Annotated in this window: 17 protein-coding genes and 2 pseudogenes; 17 read left to right on the top strand and 2 right to left on the bottom strand. The window is 42.8% G+C overall.

All coding sequences use genetic code 11. The annotated features are described in order from the left end of the window. Positions 1–796: 796 nt before the first annotated feature. Positions 797–1,930 carry a tRNA epoxyqueuosine(34) reductase QueG gene (gene queG / locus I3259_RS17660; RefSeq protein ID WP_238031032.1) on the bottom strand — a complete coding sequence of 378 codons (1,134 nt, stop codon included), beginning with the start codon at positions 1,928–1,930 and terminating at the stop codon, positions 797–799. Between the two features lie 200 nt (positions 1,931–2,130). On the opposite strand from queG, the pseudogene I3259_RS17655 reads away from it, so the two are divergent. The 12 genes and pseudogenes from I3259_RS17655 to I3259_RS17600 all read left to right on the top strand — a co-directional run bounded on the left by I3259_RS17655 (position 2,131) and on the right by I3259_RS17600 (position 15,346). After that, positions 2,131–3,611: pseudogene (locus I3259_RS17655) on the top strand (NAD(P)H-hydrate dehydratase). Positions 3,612–3,615: 4 nt separating this feature from the next. Continuing rightward, complete coding sequence (gene tsaE, locus I3259_RS17650; RefSeq protein ID WP_238031031.1) at positions 3,616–4,080, top strand: tRNA (adenosine(37)-N6)-threonylcarbamoyltransferase complex ATPase subunit type 1 TsaE; 465 nt, start codon at positions 3,616–3,618, stop codon at positions 4,078–4,080. Between the two features lie 5 nt (positions 4,081–4,085). Further along, positions 4,086–5,831, top strand: coding sequence for a LysM peptidoglycan-binding domain-containing protein (locus I3259_RS17645; protein ID WP_238031030.1), 1,746 nt, complete (start codon positions 4,086–4,088; stop codon positions 5,829–5,831). A gap of 2 nt (positions 5,832–5,833) precedes the next feature. Continuing rightward, positions 5,834–7,993, top strand: coding sequence for a DNA mismatch repair endonuclease MutL (mutL, locus tag I3259_RS17640; protein ID WP_238031029.1), 2,160 nt, complete (start codon positions 5,834–5,836; stop codon positions 7,991–7,993). A gap of 2 nt (positions 7,994–7,995) precedes the next feature. Next, entirely contained in the window at positions 7,996–8,931 is a 936-nt protein-coding gene (miaA, locus tag I3259_RS17635; RefSeq protein WP_238031034.1) for a tRNA (adenosine(37)-N6)-dimethylallyltransferase MiaA, read from the top strand. A gap of 86 nt (positions 8,932–9,017) precedes the next feature. Beyond that, on the top strand, positions 9,018–9,284 hold the full coding sequence (gene hfq / locus I3259_RS17630) for an RNA chaperone Hfq (RefSeq protein ID WP_238031028.1): 267 nt from the start codon (positions 9,018–9,020) through the stop codon (positions 9,282–9,284). Between the two features lie 27 nt (positions 9,285–9,311). Beyond that, complete coding sequence (gene hflX / locus I3259_RS17625) at positions 9,312–10,601, top strand: ribosome rescue GTPase HflX (RefSeq protein WP_105061375.1); 1,290 nt, start codon at positions 9,312–9,314, stop codon at positions 10,599–10,601. Between the two features lie 54 nt (positions 10,602–10,655). After that, a pseudogene (gene hflK, locus I3259_RS17620) lies at positions 10,656–11,714 on the top strand (FtsH protease activity modulator HflK); the annotation flags it as partial. Between the two features lie 110 nt (positions 11,715–11,824). Then, positions 11,825–12,826, top strand: coding sequence for a protease modulator HflC (gene hflC / locus I3259_RS17615; protein WP_238031026.1), 1,002 nt, complete (start codon positions 11,825–11,827; stop codon positions 12,824–12,826). A gap of 74 nt (positions 12,827–12,900) precedes the next feature. Then, on the top strand, positions 12,901–13,095 hold the full coding sequence (locus I3259_RS17610) for a DUF2065 domain-containing protein (RefSeq protein WP_005372812.1): 195 nt from the start codon (positions 12,901–12,903) through the stop codon (positions 13,093–13,095). Between the two features lie 122 nt (positions 13,096–13,217). Further along, positions 13,218–14,534, top strand: a complete 1,317-nt coding sequence (locus I3259_RS17605) for an adenylosuccinate synthase (protein WP_238031025.1) — start codon at positions 13,218–13,220, stop codon at positions 14,532–14,534. Positions 14,535–14,716: 182 nt separating this feature from the next. Next, the gene (locus I3259_RS17600; protein ID WP_238031033.1) at positions 14,717–15,346 is read left to right on the top strand and encodes a tetratricopeptide repeat protein; all 630 of its coding nucleotides are present in this window, start codon (positions 14,717–14,719) and stop codon (positions 15,344–15,346) included. Positions 15,347–15,422: 76 nt separating this feature from the next. On the opposite strand, the gene hmpA is transcribed toward I3259_RS17600, so the two are convergent. Then, the gene (hmpA, locus tag I3259_RS17595; RefSeq protein ID WP_238031024.1) at positions 15,423–16,625 is read right to left on the bottom strand and encodes an NO-inducible flavohemoprotein; all 1,203 of its coding nucleotides are present in this window, start codon (positions 16,623–16,625) and stop codon (positions 15,423–15,425) included. Between the two features lie 103 nt (positions 16,626–16,728). On the opposite strand from hmpA, the gene nsrR reads away from it, so the two are divergent. From nsrR to priB, 5 genes are all read left to right on the top strand, one after another. Next, the gene (gene nsrR, locus I3259_RS17590) at positions 16,729–17,163 is read left to right on the top strand and encodes a nitric oxide-sensing transcriptional repressor NsrR (protein WP_238031023.1); all 435 of its coding nucleotides are present in this window, start codon (positions 16,729–16,731) and stop codon (positions 17,161–17,163) included. A gap of 139 nt (positions 17,164–17,302) precedes the next feature. Beyond that, positions 17,303–19,861, top strand: coding sequence for a ribonuclease R (gene rnr, locus I3259_RS17585; protein WP_238031022.1), 2,559 nt, complete (start codon positions 17,303–17,305; stop codon positions 19,859–19,861). 3 nt (positions 19,862–19,864) lie between these two features. Next, positions 19,865–20,599 carry a 23S rRNA (guanosine(2251)-2'-O)-methyltransferase RlmB gene (rlmB, locus tag I3259_RS17580; protein ID WP_005372799.1) on the top strand — a complete coding sequence of 245 codons (735 nt, stop codon included), beginning with the start codon at positions 19,865–19,867 and terminating at the stop codon, positions 20,597–20,599. 290 nt (positions 20,600–20,889) lie between these two features. Then, positions 20,890–21,279, top strand: coding sequence for a 30S ribosomal protein S6 (rpsF, locus tag I3259_RS17575; RefSeq protein WP_005372798.1), 390 nt, complete (start codon positions 20,890–20,892; stop codon positions 21,277–21,279). 9 nt (positions 21,280–21,288) lie between these two features. Further along, a complete protein-coding gene (gene priB, locus I3259_RS17570; protein ID WP_005372796.1) occupies positions 21,289–21,591 on the top strand; it encodes a primosomal replication protein N in 303 nt (100 codons plus the stop codon). The last annotated feature ends 28 nt before the right edge of the window (positions 21,592–21,619 follow it).

The following is a 21,619-nucleotide window of genomic DNA, read 5'->3' as shown; positions in this document are numbered from 1 at the left end:
CAACCTTGCCAAGGTTGAGGTCACGAGTTCGAACCTCGTGTGTCGCTCCAAATTATTGTTTATTTTATTGTAGATAAACAAAGTTATCATCGAACTTATCGATGAACTATTGCTGTGAAGTAATAGTCCTAATGTAGTATTCCTGAGGTATTCGATTACCGATATCATCAGTGTACTGCTTCAAGTGTTTCTAGCGTAGCTACGAAGCCCACTTAGAAGCGAACGGCTTCGACAACATAACTTACTTTGTATAAAGCAACCTTTAATGGTTGTTTTTGCTGTCTCAGCAATACAAGGCGTTCATGTTGTAACATCAATACTGCTGTATTGGCGCGATATAACTAACGCGTACGCTCTTTTCTTAGTAATGTTTATCTATTCAACAGTAGTGCATAAAGCTGTGCTATTTGAGCGAATAACATTGCAGATAGCGCTAACACATTATTTTTATAATAGTATTTCACCGTTAGATCACAATGAAATTAACAGAGTTATCCACACTGCACGTACTGTGGGTAAGTTGGTTGATTAGATGTGCTGATGCTATGTGAGTAACTTTAAAATTTTATTTGAATAGTGTTTAATTACCGTTATTCACAGGTGTTTTATTTTTTCTTAACTTTATGTTTTATAATGTAAATGTTGATTGTTATACCTGCTTTTCAACAGTTCTTAGGTCATGTTCTTCCTAGGGATAACTATCTTGATTATGTTATCCACCTCCTGTGTTTAATCTTTACCTATCCCCAAGAAAAAGACTAACTTTAAAAAGTTTTCCACATATCCCCCGAGTGACTTATGCATCTCGAGGTAAGCCTTTCTCAATAATCCGTACTAAACGTTTTGTTTTAGTTGGTAAAATTTCGAGAGCGAGTTGCTCTTTTCTTTGTTGTTGTTGCGATAGCGCCCAATCGATATGTATATCAAGTAATTCACTGATCCCTTGACGTTGCTGAAGTGCTCCAACAATTTCTATTTGATAGGGGGCATTACCCAATGCAATAGTAATATTTCTCAGCCATTGAATGTGGCCTATCCGGCGAATAGCTGAGCCTTCAGTATTTTTTAAGAATGTCGCTTCATCCCAGGCATAAAGAGTCAGTAAATCTTGTTGGTATAAGCTGTCACGGCAGTGATAATCGTGCTCTTCAGTTAATTGTCCATGTCTGTTTATTGGACAAACTAACTGGCAGTCATCGCAACCATAGATACGGTTACCGATAGCACTGCGGTATTGCTCTGGGATCACACCATCAAATTCAATCGTTAAGTATGAGATACAACGACGAGCATCCACGATCCCTTCTTCAACAATAGCACCTGTTGGACAGCTCGTTATACAAGCGACACATTTACCACATTGATCACTGCTTGATTTATCAATTGGCAGTGGAATATCAACTAATAGTTCACCTAAAAAGAACCAAGAGCCTGCTTGTTCATTTAAGATAAGTGAATGTTTGCCTGTCCAACCAAGGCCTGCTTTTTGTGCCAGAGGGCGTTCTAGGATTGGTGCTGAGTCAACAAAAGGTCGGCAACCAAATTGCCCTACGACGTGCTCAATACGTTGTCCTAATTGTTTTAGTCGATTACGGATCAGTTTATGGTAATCACGACCGAGAGAATAGCGACTGATAAACGCTTTTTGAGGTTGCTTAAGTGTTTGGGCAAACTCTGCGTGAGGAGGAAGGTAATTCATTCTTACGCTGATCACACGTATAGTGCCTGGTAACAGTTCAGCAGGGCGCGCACGCATCATGCCATGACGTGCCATCCAGTCCATATCACCGTGATAGCCAGCATCAAGCCAGCGTTGCAATTCAGCTTCGTGTTGTGACAAATCAATATCAGTGATACCCACTTGTTGAAAGCCCAGCTCTTGTCCCCAAGTTTTGATCTGCTCAGCAAGTTGATGGTAATCGATAGTCATAACCGAACTCTTTTATATTGCGCTAAATGAAAGGGGGCGCATTCTAGCATATTCTTGTTTTGATCATAGCGGTGAGAATATGGATTGCTAATAATAGTCTGAGATAATGATCTCATACATTACGACTGTGGTGGATAAAATTAACACTGTGTATTTTGATTGGTTATAGTTATTGCACGTTTATTGAGGGCTCTTTAAATATGGTTACTCATGGCATCCCCTTATTGGTCTATACCTCAGAACAAATAAGGCAAGGTGAACAATTACTCGCAGAGCAAAATGGTGTCACGCTTTATCATTTAATGGAGCGTGCTGGAAAAGCAACATTTGATCTTATGATGCAGTTGTATCCTCAATGCAAAAAATTATTAGTGTGCTGCGGTAAAGGTAATAATGGTGGTGATGGCTATGTAGTGGCACGGTTAGCGTATGAACAAGGCATGGATATTACGGTATGGGAAATGCCTAATATTAGCATTTGCCTGCAGATGCCTGCTGTGCGCGTGCTCAGTGGTTGCAATGTACAGGTAAAACGATCACCGATACACCCACTACAAGTTATGAGTTAATTATTGATGCGTTATTAGGGATCGGGATGAAAGGTGAGGTTCGCTCTGATATTGCAGATCGTATAAGCTGGATTAATCAGCAAACGACGCCGGTGATTGCGGTCGATGTGCCTTCAGGGCTATGTGCAGATACAGGTACAACTTTTGGCGTTGTCAGTAAGGCTTCACAAACGATCTCTTTTATTGGTTTTAAACAGGGACTCACAACTGGACAAGCTGCACAATATTGTGGCGAGCGCTATTTTGCTGATTTAGGCATGGGCGATCAATTACTTAATATAATCGCTCCCTCGGCATACCATGTAACAGAATCTATGGTGCGCTCGCTCTTATCTGTGCGTTCCCGTGTTGCTCATAAAGGATGTTTTGGTCGAGTGCTTTGTATTGGTGGTGATCTGGGGATGGCGGGAGCGATTCGATTATCGTCAGAAGCCTGCGCCCGTGCAGGTGCTGGTTTAACTTCGGTAATTACACGACCTGACAATGCACTGTCAATTGTGATGATGAGACCTGAGATAATGGCTATTGGTTGGCAAGACTCATTAAATACAGTTGTTGATAAGTTAACTTGGTCTGATGTCGTTGTATTAGGCCCAGGGCTTGGAACCAGTGATTGGGGGCAATCTCTCTTTGCGCAGTGTCATCATGTTGATAAACCTTGTGTTGTTGATGCAGATGGTCTTAATTTACTGGCAAAGGCACCTGATTATCGAGAGAATCGGATCATTACGCCACACCCCGGTGAGGCGGCGCGATTATTGAACGTCTCCATTGCTGAGGTTGAAGCTGATCGGTTTGCTGCGATTCAGCGTTTGCAGCAAAACTATGGCGGTGTTGTTGTTCTAAAAGGGGCTGGCAGTTTAATTTATGATGGTGATACGTTGTGGATCTGTACTTGCGGTAATCCTGGAATGGCAACCGGAGGGATGGGTGACGTATTATCAGGTATTATTGGTGCATTACTCGGTCAAGGCTTTGCATTAGCAGAAGCAGCTTATGTAGGAGTCTGGATTCATAGCAGAGCTGCAGATTTGTGTGCGCAAAGCGGAGAGCGTGGTATGCTGGTATCAGATCTATTTCCGTTTATTCGTCAATTAGTCAATCCAAGATAAAAACATGCAAACATTTGAAACCTTTCTTGCTGATGAGCAGGCAACAGTAGATTTTGGCCTTAAATTAGCTAAAGCCTGCACGCAACAAACAACGATTTATCTTCACGGCGATCTAGGTGCAGGAAAAACAACGTTTAGTCGTGGTTTTATTCGAGCGTTGGGTCATCAAGGTAATGTTAAGAGTCCTACATATACTTTGGTTGAACCTTATGATCTTGCACCTTGGCAAGTCTATCATTTTGATCTTTACCGTCTTGCCGATCCTGAAGAATTAGAATTTATGGGAATTCGTGATTATTTCACCGATGATGCTATTTGTTTAGTTGAGTGGCCTGAAAAAGGAGACGGGTTATTGCCTCAACCTGATCTTGAATTAGAAATGAGTTATCACGGTGAGCAGAGGAAAGTATTGATCCGCGCCAAGACGGAATATGGTGCAACATTGATCAATCATTTGGAGTTGAGTTAATTAGGATGGCGTTACGGACGTATTTAAAGCTCTTCGTTGTAGGAGCTGGGTTAGTGAGTTCTGCTGCCTCTTGGGCAAATGAACTCAAAGGGGTGAGAATTTGGCCTGCGCCAGATGAAACACGTGTTGTGTTAGATCTGCAAAATAAGGCGGACTATTCTCATTTTTCATTAGCAGGGCCTTCCCGTTTAGTGGTTGATCTTAAAGATACTAAGATTAAAACGAAGCTACCTGTTGTCGTTAAAGATAGTGATATTTTAACCAAGGTTCGTAAAAGTACTGCGCCTGAAAAAGGGGCGACGCGTCTAGTGTTTGAAATTAAGCGAGGCGTCACCCCTAAAATATTTTCATTAGCTCCTACCCCAAATGGTAGCTATGGCTATCGTCTCGTTTTAGATTTACCTAATGGCAATGCTAAAACTGTGGGGGCAACAGAAGAAAAAGAAGAAGCGAAAGCAACGGCGAACAATCAAGCTAAAATGCCATCAGGCACTGCTGATATTGTGGTTGCTGTTGATGCAGGTCACGGTGGTGATGATCCTGGCTCTATCGGTCCAACGCGTAAATATGAAAAAAATGTCACACTAGCAGTTGCGAAAAAACTGGCAGCTAAGATCAATGCAACAACGGGTATGCGTGCAGTATTAACTCGCCGTGGTGACTACTTTGTTCCATTGGGTAAGCGTTCAGAGATTGCGCGTAAGAATAAAGCCCTTCTTTTAGTTTCTATCCATGCTGATGGCTTTACCAAACCGCAACCTCGTGGTGCTTCTGTATGGGTGTTAAATACACGTCGTGCGAATACTGAAATTGGTCGTTGGTTAGAACAAAGTGAGAAACAATCAGAGCTATTAGGTGGCGGTGATGTTTTATCTAATAATACAAAAGATAAGTATCTTGGCCGTGCTGTATTAGATCTTCAATTCAGTTACTCACAAAAAGAAGGCTACGATGTTGCCACTCGTGTATTGCATGAATTACGTAAAGTGGCTCGTCTACATAAAACGGCTCCACAATATGCAAGTTTAGCTGTATTAAAATCACCTGATATTCCTTCGCTATTGGTTGAAACTGGTTTTATTACTAACCCAACAGAAGAGAGATTACTTAATACGACATCACACCAGAACCAATTAGCAAATGCGGTTTACAAAGGGGTGTTGCAGTATTTTGAAGCTAATCCACCTGAAGGAACGTTGTTTGCCTCTCGTTTAAAAGGACGTGGAAGTAAACATAAAGTGACATCGGGGCAGTCATTAAGTGGTATTGCACAGAAATATGGCGTGTCGATGGCATCGATTAAAGCGGCGAATCATCTGAAATCAAACTCAGTGAATATCGGTCAAGTGTTGATCATTCCAGGTAACATTAAGACGGCTTCGACTTCGACGCCAACTAAAGTGGTGAGTACATCTAGCCGCTCGACAGTGAAACCTGTGGCTTCCACCAAAGTGATCGTACATAAAGTCGTACGAGGTGAATATTTAGGTAAGATTGCAGCAAAATATGGTGTTACCATGAGCAGTATTCGTCAACTTAATCACCTTAAATCAGACAATGTAATGCTTGGGCAAAAATTGAAAATTGCCGTTGCTGCGCCTAAATATGTTCATCATAAAGTTAAACGCGGTGAGTTTTTGAGTAAGATTGCTGATAAATATGGTGTATCAGTTGCAACTATTCGTGCTACGAATAAGCTACGTTCTGATAAACTAGCTGTAGGACAGACGCTAATCATACCAAGAAGTTAATTATGCCGATTCAGATTTTACCCGCTCGGCTGGCTAACCAGATTGCAGCGGGTGAAGTTGTTGAACGCCCTGCTTCTGTAGTCAAAGAGCTTGTTGAAAACAGTCTTGATGCCGGTGCTACTCGAATCGATATTGATATCGAAAAGGGCGGCAGCCGGCTTATTCGTATTCGTGATAATGGAAAAGGGATCCCCAAAGATGAGCTTGCTCTTGCCCTTAGCCGTCATGCGACTTCTAAAATTACTACCCTGGATGATCTTGAAGCGATAGTCAGTCTTGGCTTTCGTGGTGAAGCGCTTGCCAGTATCAGTTCCGTCTCTCGTTTAACGTTAACTTCCCGTACTCAAGCGCAAGAAGAAGCGTGGTCAGCGTATGCTGAAGGTCGAGATATGGACGTACAGTTAAAACCTGCAGCCCATCCGGTAGGTACAACGCTAGAAGTTCTTGATCTTTTCTTTAATACACCTGCGCGTCGCAAGTTTTTACGGACAGAAAAAACCGAATTTAATCATATTGATGAGTTGATCAAACGCATAGCGTTAAGCCGCTTTGATGTGGCTATAACTTTGCGCCATAACGGTAAGATTATTCGACAATACAGAACAGCACAAACACCAATTCAAAAAGAACGTCGACTAGCAACAGCATGTGGTTCTGGCTTTTTACAACATGCTTTAGTGGTTGAGTTAGCACATGGTGATTTAAAATTGTCAGGCTGGGTATGTAGCTCGCAAGGTGCTCGTGCACAAAACGATATCCAGTATTGTTACGTTAATGGGCGGATGATGAAAGATAAGCTGATCAATCATGCGATCCGTCAGGCGTATGAATCAAGCTTACGATCTGATCAGTATGCTGCTTACGTACTTTATATTGATGTCGATCCGCATCAAGTGGATGTCAATGTACACCCGGCAAAACATGAAGTACGTTTTCATCAAGCACGGCTGGTACACGATTTTATCTACCAAGCCTTACAAAGTGCGTTACAGCAAGGTGCATTAGAAGAAGAGCAGCATCATTATCAATCACCAACACGTGCGAGTGCTCACAGCATTGAAGTCGATGAAGATGGTGTAGTGATTGAACCTGAGGCTCAAGTCACTCAAAGAGTCGTTCAAGCGATTGATGCCGTGCCTGAGTATCCTCATAAATCACCGTCATCGGAATGGAATAAGTCTGCGTCGACACCGTCATATTCAGCAAGCTCACCCATTGAGAGTGATATGCGTGGCTCAGCAGTATCAGCTGAATATGCGGTAAGTGAAGCGTCTGAGCATAATATATCGTCTTCTTATTCTGCTTCATCAAACACGCACAGAGAGCCATACCAGTATGATCGTAGCCCTAGTGAGCGACAACGCAGCGATCAAACAATAAATACAACGAGAACCTCTGATACTTCATCTGGCGCTTCACGTTCTCCTAAACCGGAAGGGCCGACGGCGGCTGAGATCAAGGCGTATCAAAAGCTGTTACAAACAGAAGTGCCGGCAAAAGTAGAACAATCTATAGAGCATGTTGCAGAGCCTCGTCGAGAATGGCAATCGATATCTTCAACTGCGGTTGTAAAGCAACATGCGGTAGCCGGTAAAGCAACGGGGCTGGGTAAAGCATTATGCTTAGTGTCTGAACGTTACTTACTGATGCAGCAAGAGACTGATATCGTTTTACTGGCTTTAGATCATGCAGAGTTACTGCGTTATGTCGGGCAATTGCGTTTAGCACAAACGGAAGGGTTAAAACCTCAACCGCTTTTGATCCCATTATCAGTGCCTGTCGAGAGCGAGTTAATTGCCTGTGCTGAACAACATGCAATGTTACTTAAACAATTAGGGATTCAACTGAAAGCGAAAGGGAGAAATGGCATAATAATCATGTCAGTATGTATGCCATTAAGGCAACAAAATTTACAACAGTTGATCCCGAATTTGTTAACCTACCTGCTAACAGCGAGTGATGACTCTGAAGCACAAGGGTGGGATAAATTATTATATTGGTTAGCTGAACAATGTGTCGGTATTGTGGCAAGTTACAGTTTGTCGCAAGCCATTCAGCTAGTCTCTGAATTAGAGCAACTATGGGGAGATAAATTGGCAGATCATGAAAGCCAGTTATTTCGACCGGTAGATATGCAATCAGCAATAGAAGCATTTAAATAATGATAACTAAGCCACAACCTCAAGCCATTTTTTTAATGGGACCAACAGCTTCGGGTAAAACCGATCTTGCAATTCGCTTACGAGAACAACTGCCTGTTGAGTTGATTAGTGTTGATTCTGCCCTTATCTATAAGGGAATGGATATCGGTACAGCAAAGCCTGATGCGCATGAACTTGCATTAGCACCGCACCGTTTGATCGATATTCGTGATCCAGCGCAAAGTTATTCGGCTGCAGACTTTCGTGCTGATGCACTGAAAGAAATGGCTGATATAGTTGCAGCAGGGCGAATTCCTTTATTAGTTGGTGGTACTATGTTGTACTACAAGGCTTTATTGGAAGGTTTGTCGCCTTTACCTGCTGCAGATCTTGAGGTTCGCGCAGGGATTGAACGAGATGCTGCTGAGCTTGGATGGCAAGCATTGCATGATGAATTAGTAAGGATTGATCCCGTAGCTGGGGCAAGAATTCATCCCAATGATCCACAGCGATTATCTCGTGCATTGGAAGTTTTCCGAATTTCGGGTAAAACTTTAACTGAGTTAACAAAAACTCAAGGTGAATCTTTACCTTACAAGGTTCATCAATTTGCAATCACTCCCATGGATAGGGCTGTACTGCATCAGCGAATTGAGCTTAGGTTCAATAAAATGATCGAGGCAGGTTTTGAGCAGGAAGTACGTGCGTTGCACGAGCGTGGTGATCTTCACCTAGAACTTCCTTCTATACGTTGCGTTGGTTATCGTCAGATGTGGGAATATTTGGACGGGAATTATGACTTAGATGAAGCGGTTTTCCGTGGTATCTGTGCTACCCGTCAATTAGCAAAGCGTCAAATCACCTGGCTTCGCGGTTGGAAAGATTTGACCTGGTTGGATAGTAGTGATGTGGATTCCGCGTTACAAACAGTCACAAACTCAGTTAGATGTGATGTTTGATTAACGTGTATACTCTGAACTGCTTTGCGTATTTTTAGTTTTTGTTCGTTGCTAATACAACTACAAACAAATAAGGAAAAGAAATAATGGCTAAGGGGCAATCTCTGCAAGACCCGTTTTTAAATGCGCTGCGTCGTGAACGAATTCCGGTCTCAATTTACTTGGTAAACGGTATCAAACTACAGGGACAAATTGAGTCTTTTGATCAATTTGTGATCCTATTAAAAAACACTGTAAACCAAATGGTATATAAGCATGCTATTTCAACAGTCGTTCCTGCTCGTCCAGTGAACCATCACCACGCAGGTGATCGTCCAGCAGGTACAGACCGCCCAGAAAAAACTGAAGAATAATTATTCTTCCATTAAGGAGTTAATTGCTTGTTTGACCGTTATGAAGCCGGTGAACAGGCGATTCTTGTTCATATTAACTTCACGCAAGATGGGGAATGGGAAGATCTTAGCGAGTTTGAAATGCTGGTCTCCTCAGCGGGTGTCAATACACTGCATGTTGTCACAGGCAGCCGTAAGACGCCGCACCCTAAATATTACGTTGGAGAAGGTAAGGCACAAGAAATTGCCGACGCGGTAAGAACAGCGGAAGCTGATATCGTTATCTTTAACCACTCCTTGTCTCCCGCTCAAGAGCGTAACTTGGAGCAAATTTGTCAGTGTCGTGTACTCGACAGAACAGGTTTGATCTTAGATATATTTGCTCAACGTGCACGTACCCATGAAGGTAAGTTGCAAGTTGAGTTAGCACAGTTACGTCATATATCAACCCGATTAATTCGTGGTTGGACTCACCTTGAGCGACAAAAAGGGGGGATCGGTCTGCGTGGACCTGGTGAAACGCAGCTTGAAACAGATAGACGTTTATTGCGCGATCGAATTAAAACAATTCTACGTCGTTTAGATAAAGTGGCTAAACAGCGTGATCAAGGAAGACGTGCGCGTAATCGTGCAGAAATTCCAACGATCTCATTAGTGGGATATACCAATGCTGGTAAATCCACACTCTTTAATCGGATCACCGATGCGGGGGTTTACGCCGCCGATCAACTGTTTGCAACTCTAGATCCTACACTACGTAAAATTGCAGTGGCTGATGTAGGTACCGCTATTTTAGCTGATACCGTTGGATTTATTCGACATCTTCCCCACGATCTAGTGGCAGCATTTAAAGCTACCCTTAAAGAAACACAAGAAGCCGATTTGTTACTTCATGTAGTTGATGCAAGTGATGATCGCTTCCGTGAAAACGTTGAAGCTGTTGAAACAGTACTAGAAGAAATAGATGCGGGTGAGGTGCCTACTTTAATTATCATGAATAAAATTGATAATTTAGAGCATGCAGAGCCTCGCATTGAACGAGATGAAGAGGGAGTTCCTCGTCGCGTTTGGGTTTCAGCGATGGAAGGGCAAGGCATTGACTTGTTATTCCAAGCACTAACTGAACGCCTCTCCGGTACTATGGTAGCGCATACTTTACGTGTACCCCCTGAAATGATTGGGCGTATCCGTAGCAAGTTTTATCAGCTTGGATGTATTTTACAAGAAGAATACGAATCAGACGGTTATTTGATGATTGATATTCGTTTGCCTTTGGCGGAATGGTCTCGATTACAAAAAAGAGAAAGTACTTCGTTAGATGACTTTATCGTTGCTTAATGGATTGCTAGAGTAATAAAAACTGTCGTCATATCATATTGATGGAGTTCTATAATGGCGTGGAATGAGCCTGGAAACAACGGCGGCCGTGATGATAAAGACCCTTGGGGTAATAATAATCGCGGTGGACGTGAACAAGGACCACCAGATCTCGATGAAGTTTTTTCAAAACTAAGTCGTAAAGTGGGTGGTGTGTTTGGAAACAAAAAAGGGCCAAGTGGCAGTGGGAGCGCTGTTGGCTTGGGTGCAGTAGCTGTACTAGCAGCTGCTGTGTGGGGTTTTTCAGGTTTCTATACTATTGGCGAAGCAGAGCAAGGTGTTGTGCTACGTTTCGGTAAATTTGACCAAGTTGTAAAACCAGGTCTGAATTGGAAACCAACGTTTATCGATGAAGTTATTCCTGTTAACGTTCAGGCGATTCGTTCTCTTCGTGCATCAGGCTTGATGTTAACGAAAGATGAAAACGTATTGAAAGTTGAAATGGATGTTCAGTACCGCGTTGATAATGCTGAAAAGTACCTATTTAGCGTGACTAATGCAGATGATAGTTTGCGTCAAGCAACGGACTCTGCACTTCGTGCCGTGATTGGTGATTCAACCATGGATCAGGCTTTGACGACAGGTCGTCAAACTATTCGTGCTAATACTCAAGTAGCGATTGATAAAATCATTGCAAAATACGATATGGGTATTCGTGTTGTTGATGTGAACTTCCAGTCAGCACGACCACCTGAAGCGGTGAAAGATGCATTTGATGATGCAATTGCCGCGCGCGAGGATGAAGAACGTTATGTTCGTGAAGCAGAAGCTTACAGTAATGACATTTTGCCAAAAGCAACGGGTCGTGCTGAGCGTTTGAAGAACGAAGCTGAAGGTTACTCTGAGCGTGTAATTAACGGCGCATTGGGTGATGTTGCACAGTTTGATAAATTGTTGCCACAATACCTAGCGGCGAAAGAAGTAACACGTGAGCGTTTGTATCTTGATACCATGGAGCAGGTGTATAGCAATACCAGCAAAGTGTTAATTGATACTAAATCTGGTGGTAGTAACAATATGATGTACTTACCACTTGATAAACTGATGTCTCAGTCAAATAAAGCTGATAAGAAAGCCGATAATTCAGATCGTTTAAGCGGTATTGAGTTAGAGAAAGTTGAAACTCCAACTCCAGTAGCACCTGCGCCTCGTGCTGATACTGGTCGTCAAGGGAGATATTAATTATGCGTAAGTTAATGATCCCAGTAGTAGTGATTTTTATTGCTCTATTATTGATGTCAGTGTTTGTCGTACAAGAAGGTGAGCGTGGTATCGTGGTGCGTTTCGGTCGTATCTTAAAAGATAACAATACTGAAATTGCCCGTATTTATGAGCCCGGCCTACATTTTAAAGTACCAGTGTTTGACCGTGTTCATGATTTAGATGCACGTATTCAAACTATGGATGATCAGGCAGATCGTTTTTTAACGGCTGAAAAGAAAGACGTGATCATTGATACCTATGTGAAATGGCGTATCAAAGATTTTGGTAAGTACTACCTAGCAACAGGTGGTGGTAATACATCAACTGCTGAAGCGCTATTAAAGCGTAAAGTGGTCGATAGCCTACGTGCTGAAATCGGTTCGAAAGAAATTAAGCAGATCGTGTCTGGAGAAGATAGTATTTCAACACCAGCGACAGCGTCTGATATTGCACAAACTAAAGCGGCTAAAGCTGCTCTAGCGGTAATTGAAGGTGTGGTACCGGTGAAGAAAATTGAAGGCCAACGTGATCAAATCATGGCAGATGTACTTGAAGAAACACGTGAAAGCGCGAAAGACTTAGGTATTGAAGTGGTTGATTTCCGAATTAAGAAAATTAACCTGCCAGATGAAATCAGTGAGTCTATCTATCGTCGTATGCGTGCTGAGCGTGAATCAGTAGCGCGTAGTTACCGTTCTCAAGGTCGTCAACGTGCTGAAGAGCTACGTGCTCGTTCTGAGCTTGAGGTTGCAACCGTGCTTTCTGAAGCGAAACGAAAAGCACAGGTTATTCGTGGTGACGCAGATGCGAAAGCGGCAGAGATTTACTCAAAAGCTTATAGCCAAAACCCAGAGTTTTACAGCTTCTGGCGTTCGCTAAAAGCTTACGAGAAGAGTTTCAACTCTAAAAATGATGTATTGGTTGTTGATCCTAACAATGAATTCTTTAAGTACATGAATCATTCAGAGCTTAAAGCAAACTAAACCAATCACAACAGACATCTGTTATCGTAAAGACAAGGCTTCGGCCTTGTCTTTTTTTATGGGGAAAAGAAAAAATGTCACATTCAATTTGGATGGCACTAGGCTTAGTATTAGTGGTTGAGGGCTTAGGACCATTACTTGCGCCTCGCGGATGGCGAGAGATGGTTAGCCAGTTAAGCCAACAAAATGATAATAATTTGCGTCGCATTGGTGGTTGTTTGGTTGTTGCGGGCGCTGTTATTGCGTATATGATGTATAGACAGATGTAAAATACATAAGCATACAATCGTGACAGTTAGCTTGCAGAAATGGTCTACACGGCTAAAAAATGACTGCAAGCTGAATGTTAAGGTGCTAGAATCCCTTTTTAACTACTGATAGATGAAGAAAGATGGCAAATAATGTAGTCGTTCTTGGCACCCAATGGGGTGACGAAGGTAAAGGTAAAATCGTTGACCTACTGACCGAAGATGCAAAATATGTGGTTCGCTACCAAGGCGGTCACAATGCAGGTCACACCCTAGTTATTGACGGTGAGAAAACAGTTCTTCACCTGATCCCATCAGGTATCCTACGTGACAATGTTAAATGCATCATCGGTAACGGTGTGGTGCTTTCTCCTGATGCGTTAATGAATGAAATGGGTCCACTAGAAGCTCGTGGTATTCCTGTTCGTGAGCGTTTATTCCTGTCAGAAGCTTGTCCGCTAATTCTTCCTTACCATATTGCACTTGACCAAGCGCGTGAAGCTGCTCGTGGTAAAAAAGCAATTGGTACGACTGGTCGTGGTATCGGTCCTGCTTACGAAGATAAAGTTGCACGTCGCGGTCTTCGCGTTGGCGATCTTTTCAATAAAGAAGCATTTGCTGAAAAGCTTAAAGAAGTGATGGCTTACCACAACTTCCAGCTTGAGCATTACTACAATGCAGAACCTGTTAGCTACGAAGAAGTACTAGAAAAAGTACTATCTCAAGCAGATATCCTAACTTCAATGGTTATCGACGTAACTAAAGAGCTTGATGATGCTCGTCTACGTGGCGACAAGATCATGTTTGAAGGCGCGCAAGGTACGCTACTAGATATCGATCACGGTACTTATCCGTACGTAACCTCTTCTAACACTACAGCTGGTGGTGTTGCTGCAGGTTCTGGCTTTGGTCCTCGTCACCTAGGTTACATTCTTGGTATTGCGAAAGCTTACTGTACACGTGTTGGTGCAGGTCCTTTCCCTACAGAGCTATACGATGGTCTAGACAAGCAAGATCCAGTAGGTAAGCACTTAGGTGATGTTGGCCACGAGTTTGGTGCGACAACAGGTCGTCTACGTCGTACAGGTTGGTTCGATGCTGTTGCTATGCGTCGTGCGGTACAAATCAACTCTATCTCTGGCTTCTGTCTAACTAAATTAGACGTACTAGATGGCTTAAAAGAGCTAAAAATCTGTACTGCGTACAAGACTAAGAGCGGTGAAATCTTAGAAGTTTCACCAATGGCTGCTGACGAGTACGAAGATCTAGAGCTAATTTACGAAACAATGCCGGGTTGGAGCGAGACAACGTTTGGTGCTAAGACACTAGATGCGCTACCACAAGCAGCACTTGATTACATCGCGCGTATCGAAGAGTTAACTGGCGTGCCAATTGATATTATCTCTACAGGTCCTGACCGTAACGAGACAATTATCAAAGTTCACCCATACGGTGAATAATCATCGCTGATGCGAATAGATTTAAAAACCAGCTTTCGGGCTGGTTTTTTTATATCTAGTTAAAATGAATACTGTCTTATTCGTATATTTTGGAAGTGGCATCATTAATTAACAATAGAATGTTAGCTAAAGTCTTTAGGCTAGATGTCGATAAAAGGTTATCCCTAGCCTGAGATCTAATGATGAAAAAGCTTCCGATCTTATTATTGACTAGCCAGTTATTGATATCTTCCGCCTACGCATTGGATAGTGTGGGGGATGCTGTTCCTATTTATAGCGATGATGAACTAATACAACTATTTGAAACTAATCAGCACCTGAAAAAAATAAAAGCTGATGAGTGCCAGCTTGTGCAAGATATTAAGGCGCGAGCAGAACGAGTGGAGTCACCTTCTTATCAGTTTTTATATGGTGATATGTTGGCTTGGGGCGTCTGTGTTGATAAAGATGTCGAGCAAGGTTTGTATTATATGCGAGCGGCTGCGCAGCAAGGCTCACCGGTAGCACTTGAACAATTAGGCCGTTATTATGCGAACGGAGTGTTATTGCAACAAGATAAAGAGCGTGCGATCCCGTATTTACGAGAAGCTGCGGCGCTAGGAAATATTAAAGCGCGTCTTCAGTTAGCTGAGCTATTAGTGTCAGATCATGGCAGCCCACTTGATTACGAAGATGCTTACCGCTGGCTGTATCAAACCACGACTGCAAATAAGTTGTTATATAATCGACTGAATACGTTACGTCGAAAATTAGAATTGCGTATGCCTGAAAACATTATTGCTCGGGCAAAGCAACGTTCAAGCTTATGGTAATTCGATTAGAACCATGCGGTAAACAAATTAAAAAGCACAGCATTTCGCTGTGCTTTGTTGTATTAGCTGCGTTAAGTTATAGGACTTTGTGTGGGCCGAAACATTCGTAGTGAATACGATCTTCAGATACACCTAGTGCTAATAGCTGTTTGGCAATAGCTTGCATGAAACCAACGGGGCCACAGAAGTAAAACTGCATGTTTTCATCTGTTAGCTGTGGTGCTATTTTGCTGAGATCCATCAAGCCTTGGTAGTCATAATCTTCGGCAGGAAGATCACTATCAAGCGGCGCGTTATACCAAGTGATATCTTGAATGTGATTGTGCTGCTGCGCGAGTGCTTTTACCTGTTTTTTGTAAGCATGATGTGCGCCATTTTCTGTAGCATGTAGCCAGTTAACAGGTGCTTGGTGTTCAGTCAGTGATTCAAGCATTGAAAGCGTTGGTGTTAAACCTACACCTGCAGAAAGTAATGTGACTGGTGTGTTTGCTTCAACTTTTAAGAAGAAGTCACCCGCAGGAGCTGCAAGCATTACTTTATCGCCAATGTTGATATTGTTATGTAAGTAGTTTGAAACTTTACCGTGAGATTCACGTTTTACTGAAATACGGTACTGATCATCTTGTGGCGCTGAAGATAAGCTATATTGACGGATTTCTTGGTTCTCTAATTCGTCAGCATTAAGGTAGATCCCAAGATATTGCCCAGGTTTATAGCTTGCGACCTTACCGCCATCAGTCGGCTTAAAGGTAAAGCTCGTGATAAATTCGCTGTCTTGTTGTTTGTTGGTTACGACGAACTCACGTGTGCCACGCCATCCACCGACTTTATTCGCATTTTCTTGATAGATTTCTTCTTCACGATTGATGAAAATATTAGCCAGCAATCCATAAGCTTCAGCCCAAGCGTCTAATACATCTTGTCCTGGCGCTAATAATTCATCAATGGTTGCGATAAGGTGAGAGCCAACAATATTATATTGCTCTGCGGTGATCATAAAACTGGTATGTTTGTGAGCAATCTTTTCTACTGCTGGTAAAAGCACAGCAAGATTTTCGATATTATTGGCATAAGCACAAATGGCATTAAATAACGCTTCTTGTTGACTAGAAGGTTCATTATTTGCCCCATTTTTTTGATGGCTCATGTTAAAAACATCTTTTAACTCAGGGTTGTGGCTAAACATACGCTGATAGAAATGTTGGGTAACCATAGGGCCTGCTTCTGCAATGACAGGAGCTGTTGTTTTAACAATATCGATCGTTTTTTGACTAAGCATGAGCACTTCCTAAAACATGTATTTGTAATGTATGTTATAAGTTGTATCTGATCTGTATCTTTTAGTCAATAAGAAGATTAAAATAACAACAGGAGGGGCCATTGTGCAGTTAACTAGTTTTACCGATTACGGCTTACGAGCTCTGATATATCTTGCGTCGCTACCAGAAGGTGAGCTAACAAGTATTACGAAAGTGACAGAAATATACAATGTGTCACGTAACCATATGGTTAAAATAATCAATAAATTAGGTCAATTAGGCTATATTGAAACGGTGCGCGGAAAAAATGGCGGCATTCGTTTAGGTAAGTCAGCTGAATCTATTATTGTTGGCGATGTCGTACGCGCAATAGAACCGTTACAGATTGTTAATTGTAGCGTTGATTTTTGCCATATAACGCCAGCTTGCCGATTAAAAGGTGTGCTTGCTGATGCAAGAGAAGCTTTTTTAGCTGAGCTAGATAAATATACCTTGTTAACCTTAGTTGAAGATAATGCGCCGTTGCTGAATTTATTAAGCAACCCTAACAAGTTATAAAACATCATTTGGTTATACGTTTAATTAGCATATTCCTCCCAAAATTTAGTGGAGCAGCAGTCTTTATAGCGCTGCTCCCGTCTGATCACCTAAAAGCCAGATATACCTCAGGTATAGGTTGGCCTACAGGAAAAATATAATGTCTAAAGGTACTACCGATTTACCGGTCGACCCTTTTCGCGATCGCGAAGCATCTAATTATGAAAACCCGATCCCAAGCCGTGAACACTTACTTGAAGTGATTCGTGGTTTTAGTACACCGGTGAGTCGTGACCAGTTATTTGCTGAGCTAAAGCTAGAAGGCGATGATCACTATGAAGGCTTACGCCGTCGTTTACGTGCGATGGAGCGTGATGGCCAGTTAATTTTCACTCGTCGTCAATGTTATGCGTTGCCTGAACGTTTAGATTTGATCAAAGGTTACGTTATGGGTCACCGTGACGGCTTTGGTTTTTTACGTCCAGAAGGCTCGCTAGGTAAAGATAATGATTTGTTATTACCTCATCACCAAATGCGTGGTGTGATCCACGGTGATTACATTTTGGCGCAAGCGGCTGGTGAAGATAAACGCGGCCGTAAAGAAGCGCGTGTGGTACGCGTATTAAAAGAAACCACAGCCCAGATTGTTGGTCGCTTTTTCCTTGAAGATGGCATGGGCTATGTGGTGCCAGACGATTCGCGCATTGCCCAAGATATCATTATCCCACAAGACGTTCGCCAAGGTGCACGCATGGGTAATGTTGTGGTTGTCGAAATCAATCAACGTGCAACACGTCAGCACAATGCTGTTGGTCGTATTGTAGAAGTACTGGGCGAAAATATGGCGCCGGGTATGGAAATTGATATTGCGTTACGCACCCATGATATTCCGCACGTATGGCCATCAGAAGTTGATAAAGAAATTCAACATTTGACAGAAGAAGTGCCAGAAGAGGCGAAAAAAGGCCGTGTAGATTTACGTCAATTACCACTAGTCACCATTGATGGCGAAGATGCTCGTGACTTTGATGATGCGGTTCACTGTGAGCGTACTACATCAGGTGGCTGGCGTTTATGGGTTGCGATTGCCGATGTGAGTTATTACGTCCGTCATAAATCAGCACTTGATAACGAAGCCGTTAAGCGTGGTAACTCGGTTTACTTCCCTGCACAAGTGATCCCAATGTTGCCGGAAGTGCTTTCTAATGGATTATGTTCACTGAACCCGCAAGTTGATCGCTTGTGTATGGTGTGTGAAATGACCATTTCTGACACCGGTGAGTTAACAGGTTACAAGCACTACGAAGCGGTCATGAATTCTCACGCTCGTTTAACTTATACCAAAGTCAGTAAAATGCTTGAAGGCGATGAAGAACTTCGTCAGCGTTATGAACCACTTGTTCCGCATTTAGAAGAGCTTTACAGCATGTTCAAAGTGCTGAAAGCTGCACGTGAAGAGCGTGGTGCGATTGAATTTGAAACGGTTGAAACCCAGTTCATTTTCAATGCGGATCGTAAGATTGACCGTATTGTGCCGGCTGTGCGTAATGAAGCACATAAGATCATCGAAGAATGTATGATTTTAGCTAACATTGCTTCTGCACGTTTTGTTGAAAGTGCGAAAGAGCCAGCACTATACCGAGTTCACGACACCCCAGGTGAAGAGCGCCTGCAGGGCTTCCGTGATTTCTTAGGTGAGCTAAGCTTACATCTTGGTGGTGGTTTAGAGCCAACACCGAAAGATTATGCAGAGCTGGCTAATGCGATTCAAACTCGAAAAGATCGCGAGTTAATCCAAACTATGCTGCTACGCTCAATGAAGCAGGCGGTATACCAAGGTGACAATATTGGTCACTTTGGCTTGGCATTAACTGAGTATGCGCACTTTACCTCGCCAATTCGTCGTTACCCTGATTTAACGCTGCACCGCGCGATTAAATATTTAGTTGCGAAGCAAGCTGGTAACAGCGGTAATACAACACCAACAGGTGGTTTCCATTACTCATTTGATGAAATTGATGCATTAGGTGAGCAATGTTCGATGACTGAACGTCGTGCTGATGATGCAACCCGTGATGTCTCTGACTGGCTTAAATGTGAATACATGCAAGATCACTTAGGCGATGAGTTCGACGGTGTGATTGCCAATGTGACAGGTTTTGGCTTCTTTGTTCGCTTAAACGAATTGAACATTGATGGCTTAGTTCATATTTCAAACCTAGCTAATGACTACTACCAGTTTGATCCAGTAGGTCAACGCTTGGTAGGTGATAGCTCTGGTGTAGTATACCGTTTAGGCGATACCGTGAAAGTGAAAGTGGCATCGATTAACTTAAACGATCGTCAGATTGACTTTGATATTGTTGGCTCTGAGCGCAAGCAACGTGGTGCAGGTAAAACGGCTAAGAGCCATGAGAAAAAACAGCGTTTACGTAAAGCCGATGGCCTACGTCGTCAAAGCCTGAAAGTATATAAATCAGAAGATGGCGTGGCAAAACAAGAAGAGCGCAGTGAATCAAAACGCGAACGCTCTTCGGTACGTAAAAAGCTAAAAGAAGGCGCAATTCCACTGGCAGACGAGAAGAAAAAACCGAAGCCAAAGAAACGCCGTAAGCCGACGGATGAAAAACCGAAAGCTGAGACTAAAAAGAAACCGAAATCTCGCAAAAAGAAAAAGCAACGTGCGGGAAAAGCCGAACGCGCAGCAAAGAAGAGTTAAACCATGAGTAATGATATGATTTTTGGCATCCATGCCGTGAAAGCAGTGCTGGCATCTGATCCAGTTCGTTTTATTGAAGTCTTTGTACTGAAAGGACGAGAAGATGATCGCTTACTGCCGCTAGTAACAGAGCTGCAGTCACTGGGTATCACGATCCAAGAAGCAGGGCGTAAAGCACTTGATGACAAAGTAAAAGGTGCTTCTCACCAAGGTATCGTTGCGCGTGTTCGTCCGGGTAAGCAATATAATGAGAACGATCTCGATGATTTATTAGTGGGTAAAGAAAACCCACTATTATTAATTTTAGATGGTGTGACCGATCCGCATAACTTAGGCGCATGTCTACGTAATGCGGATGCAGCGGGTGCAGTTGCTGTTATCGTCCCGAAAGATCGTTCTGCACAATTGAACGCTACGGCAAGTAAAGTTGCCTGTGGCGCGGCTGAAATAATGCCATTAGTACGAGTGACTAACTTGGCGCGTACCATGCGTGCACTGCAAGATAAAGGCGTATGGATTGTAGGTACGGCTGGTGAAGCAACGCATGATATTTACCAAAGTAAGCTGACAGGCCCATTAGCGATTGTGATGGGTGCAGAAGGTGAAGGTATGCGTCGTTTAACCCGTGAAACCTGTGATGATTTGATCAAAATTCCTATGGCAGGTTCGGTATCAAGCTTAAACGTATCAGTAGCCACAGGTATCTGTTTGTTTGAAGCGGTACGTCAACGTAGCTAATATGTTACTGACAACAGTAAAGAATGTTGCACATTTAGTCTGGTGTCAGTAATCCCACACCCTTATTCGGTTTAACTGGATAAGGGTGTTTTTATTGGGATAGACAAACAGTCAAGATAACTTGCCAGTAGGCAGGAAAAACCTTGGTGTAGAGCACAGAATTTTCTTGCTTCAATTGATCATTCTCTGTACTATCCATCGTCCAAATTCTCGGTTCTTTTTTTAGTTCCTTGCTTCCCCAGGATAACCGAGCCGACAAGGGAAGCTGAATAATCCGTAAGGAGCAACCTATGCGTCATTACGAAATCGTATTCATGGTGCACCCTGATCAAAGCGAGCAAGTTGCTGGCATGATCGAGCGTTACACTGCTGCTATCAAAGATTCTGGTGGTCAGATTCACCGTCTAGAAGATTGGGGTCGTCGTCAAATGGCTTACCCAATCAACAAACTGCACAAAGCACACTACGTTCTAATGAACGTTGAAGCTGAGCAGTCTGTAGTTGACGAGCTTGAGTCAAACTTCCGCTTCAACGACGCAGTGATCCGTAACATGATCATGCGTACTAAGAACGCTGTTACTGAGCCATCTCCAATGATGAAGGCTAAAGAAGAGCGTTTCACTAAGCGTGAAGATCGTGCAGAAACTGCACAATCTGAAGGCGAAGCAGCTGCTGAGTAATTTGTATAAATGACCAATCGTCTGGAGTTAGTTGGCACTATTGCTAAACAACCCAAACGAAGCCAGTCTCCTGCGGGCATACCTCATTGTCACTTTGTGCTTGAGCATCGTTCGATTCAACAGGAAGCAGGCCTACCACGCCAAGTATATTGTTATATTAACGTGGTAGTCAGTGGCAAAGGTCAACAAGTACTCACTCAAGATTTAGTTATCGGAAGCAATGTTAAGGTAGGAGGGTTTATCTCTTATCAAACCGGCCGTAATGGCATTGGTAAATTAGTATTGCATGCCGATCACATTGACATAATTTAGATCAGGAGATAGCCCATGGCTCGTTTCT

It is taken from the genome of Photobacterium sp. Ph5 (genome assembly GCF_022129445.1).
In the GTDB taxonomy this organism is placed as follows: Bacteria; Pseudomonadota; Gammaproteobacteria; order Enterobacterales; family Vibrionaceae; genus Photobacterium.
The sequence above is the reverse complement of the archived record's forward strand: the minus strand, read 5'-3'. Positions and strand labels throughout refer to the sequence as shown.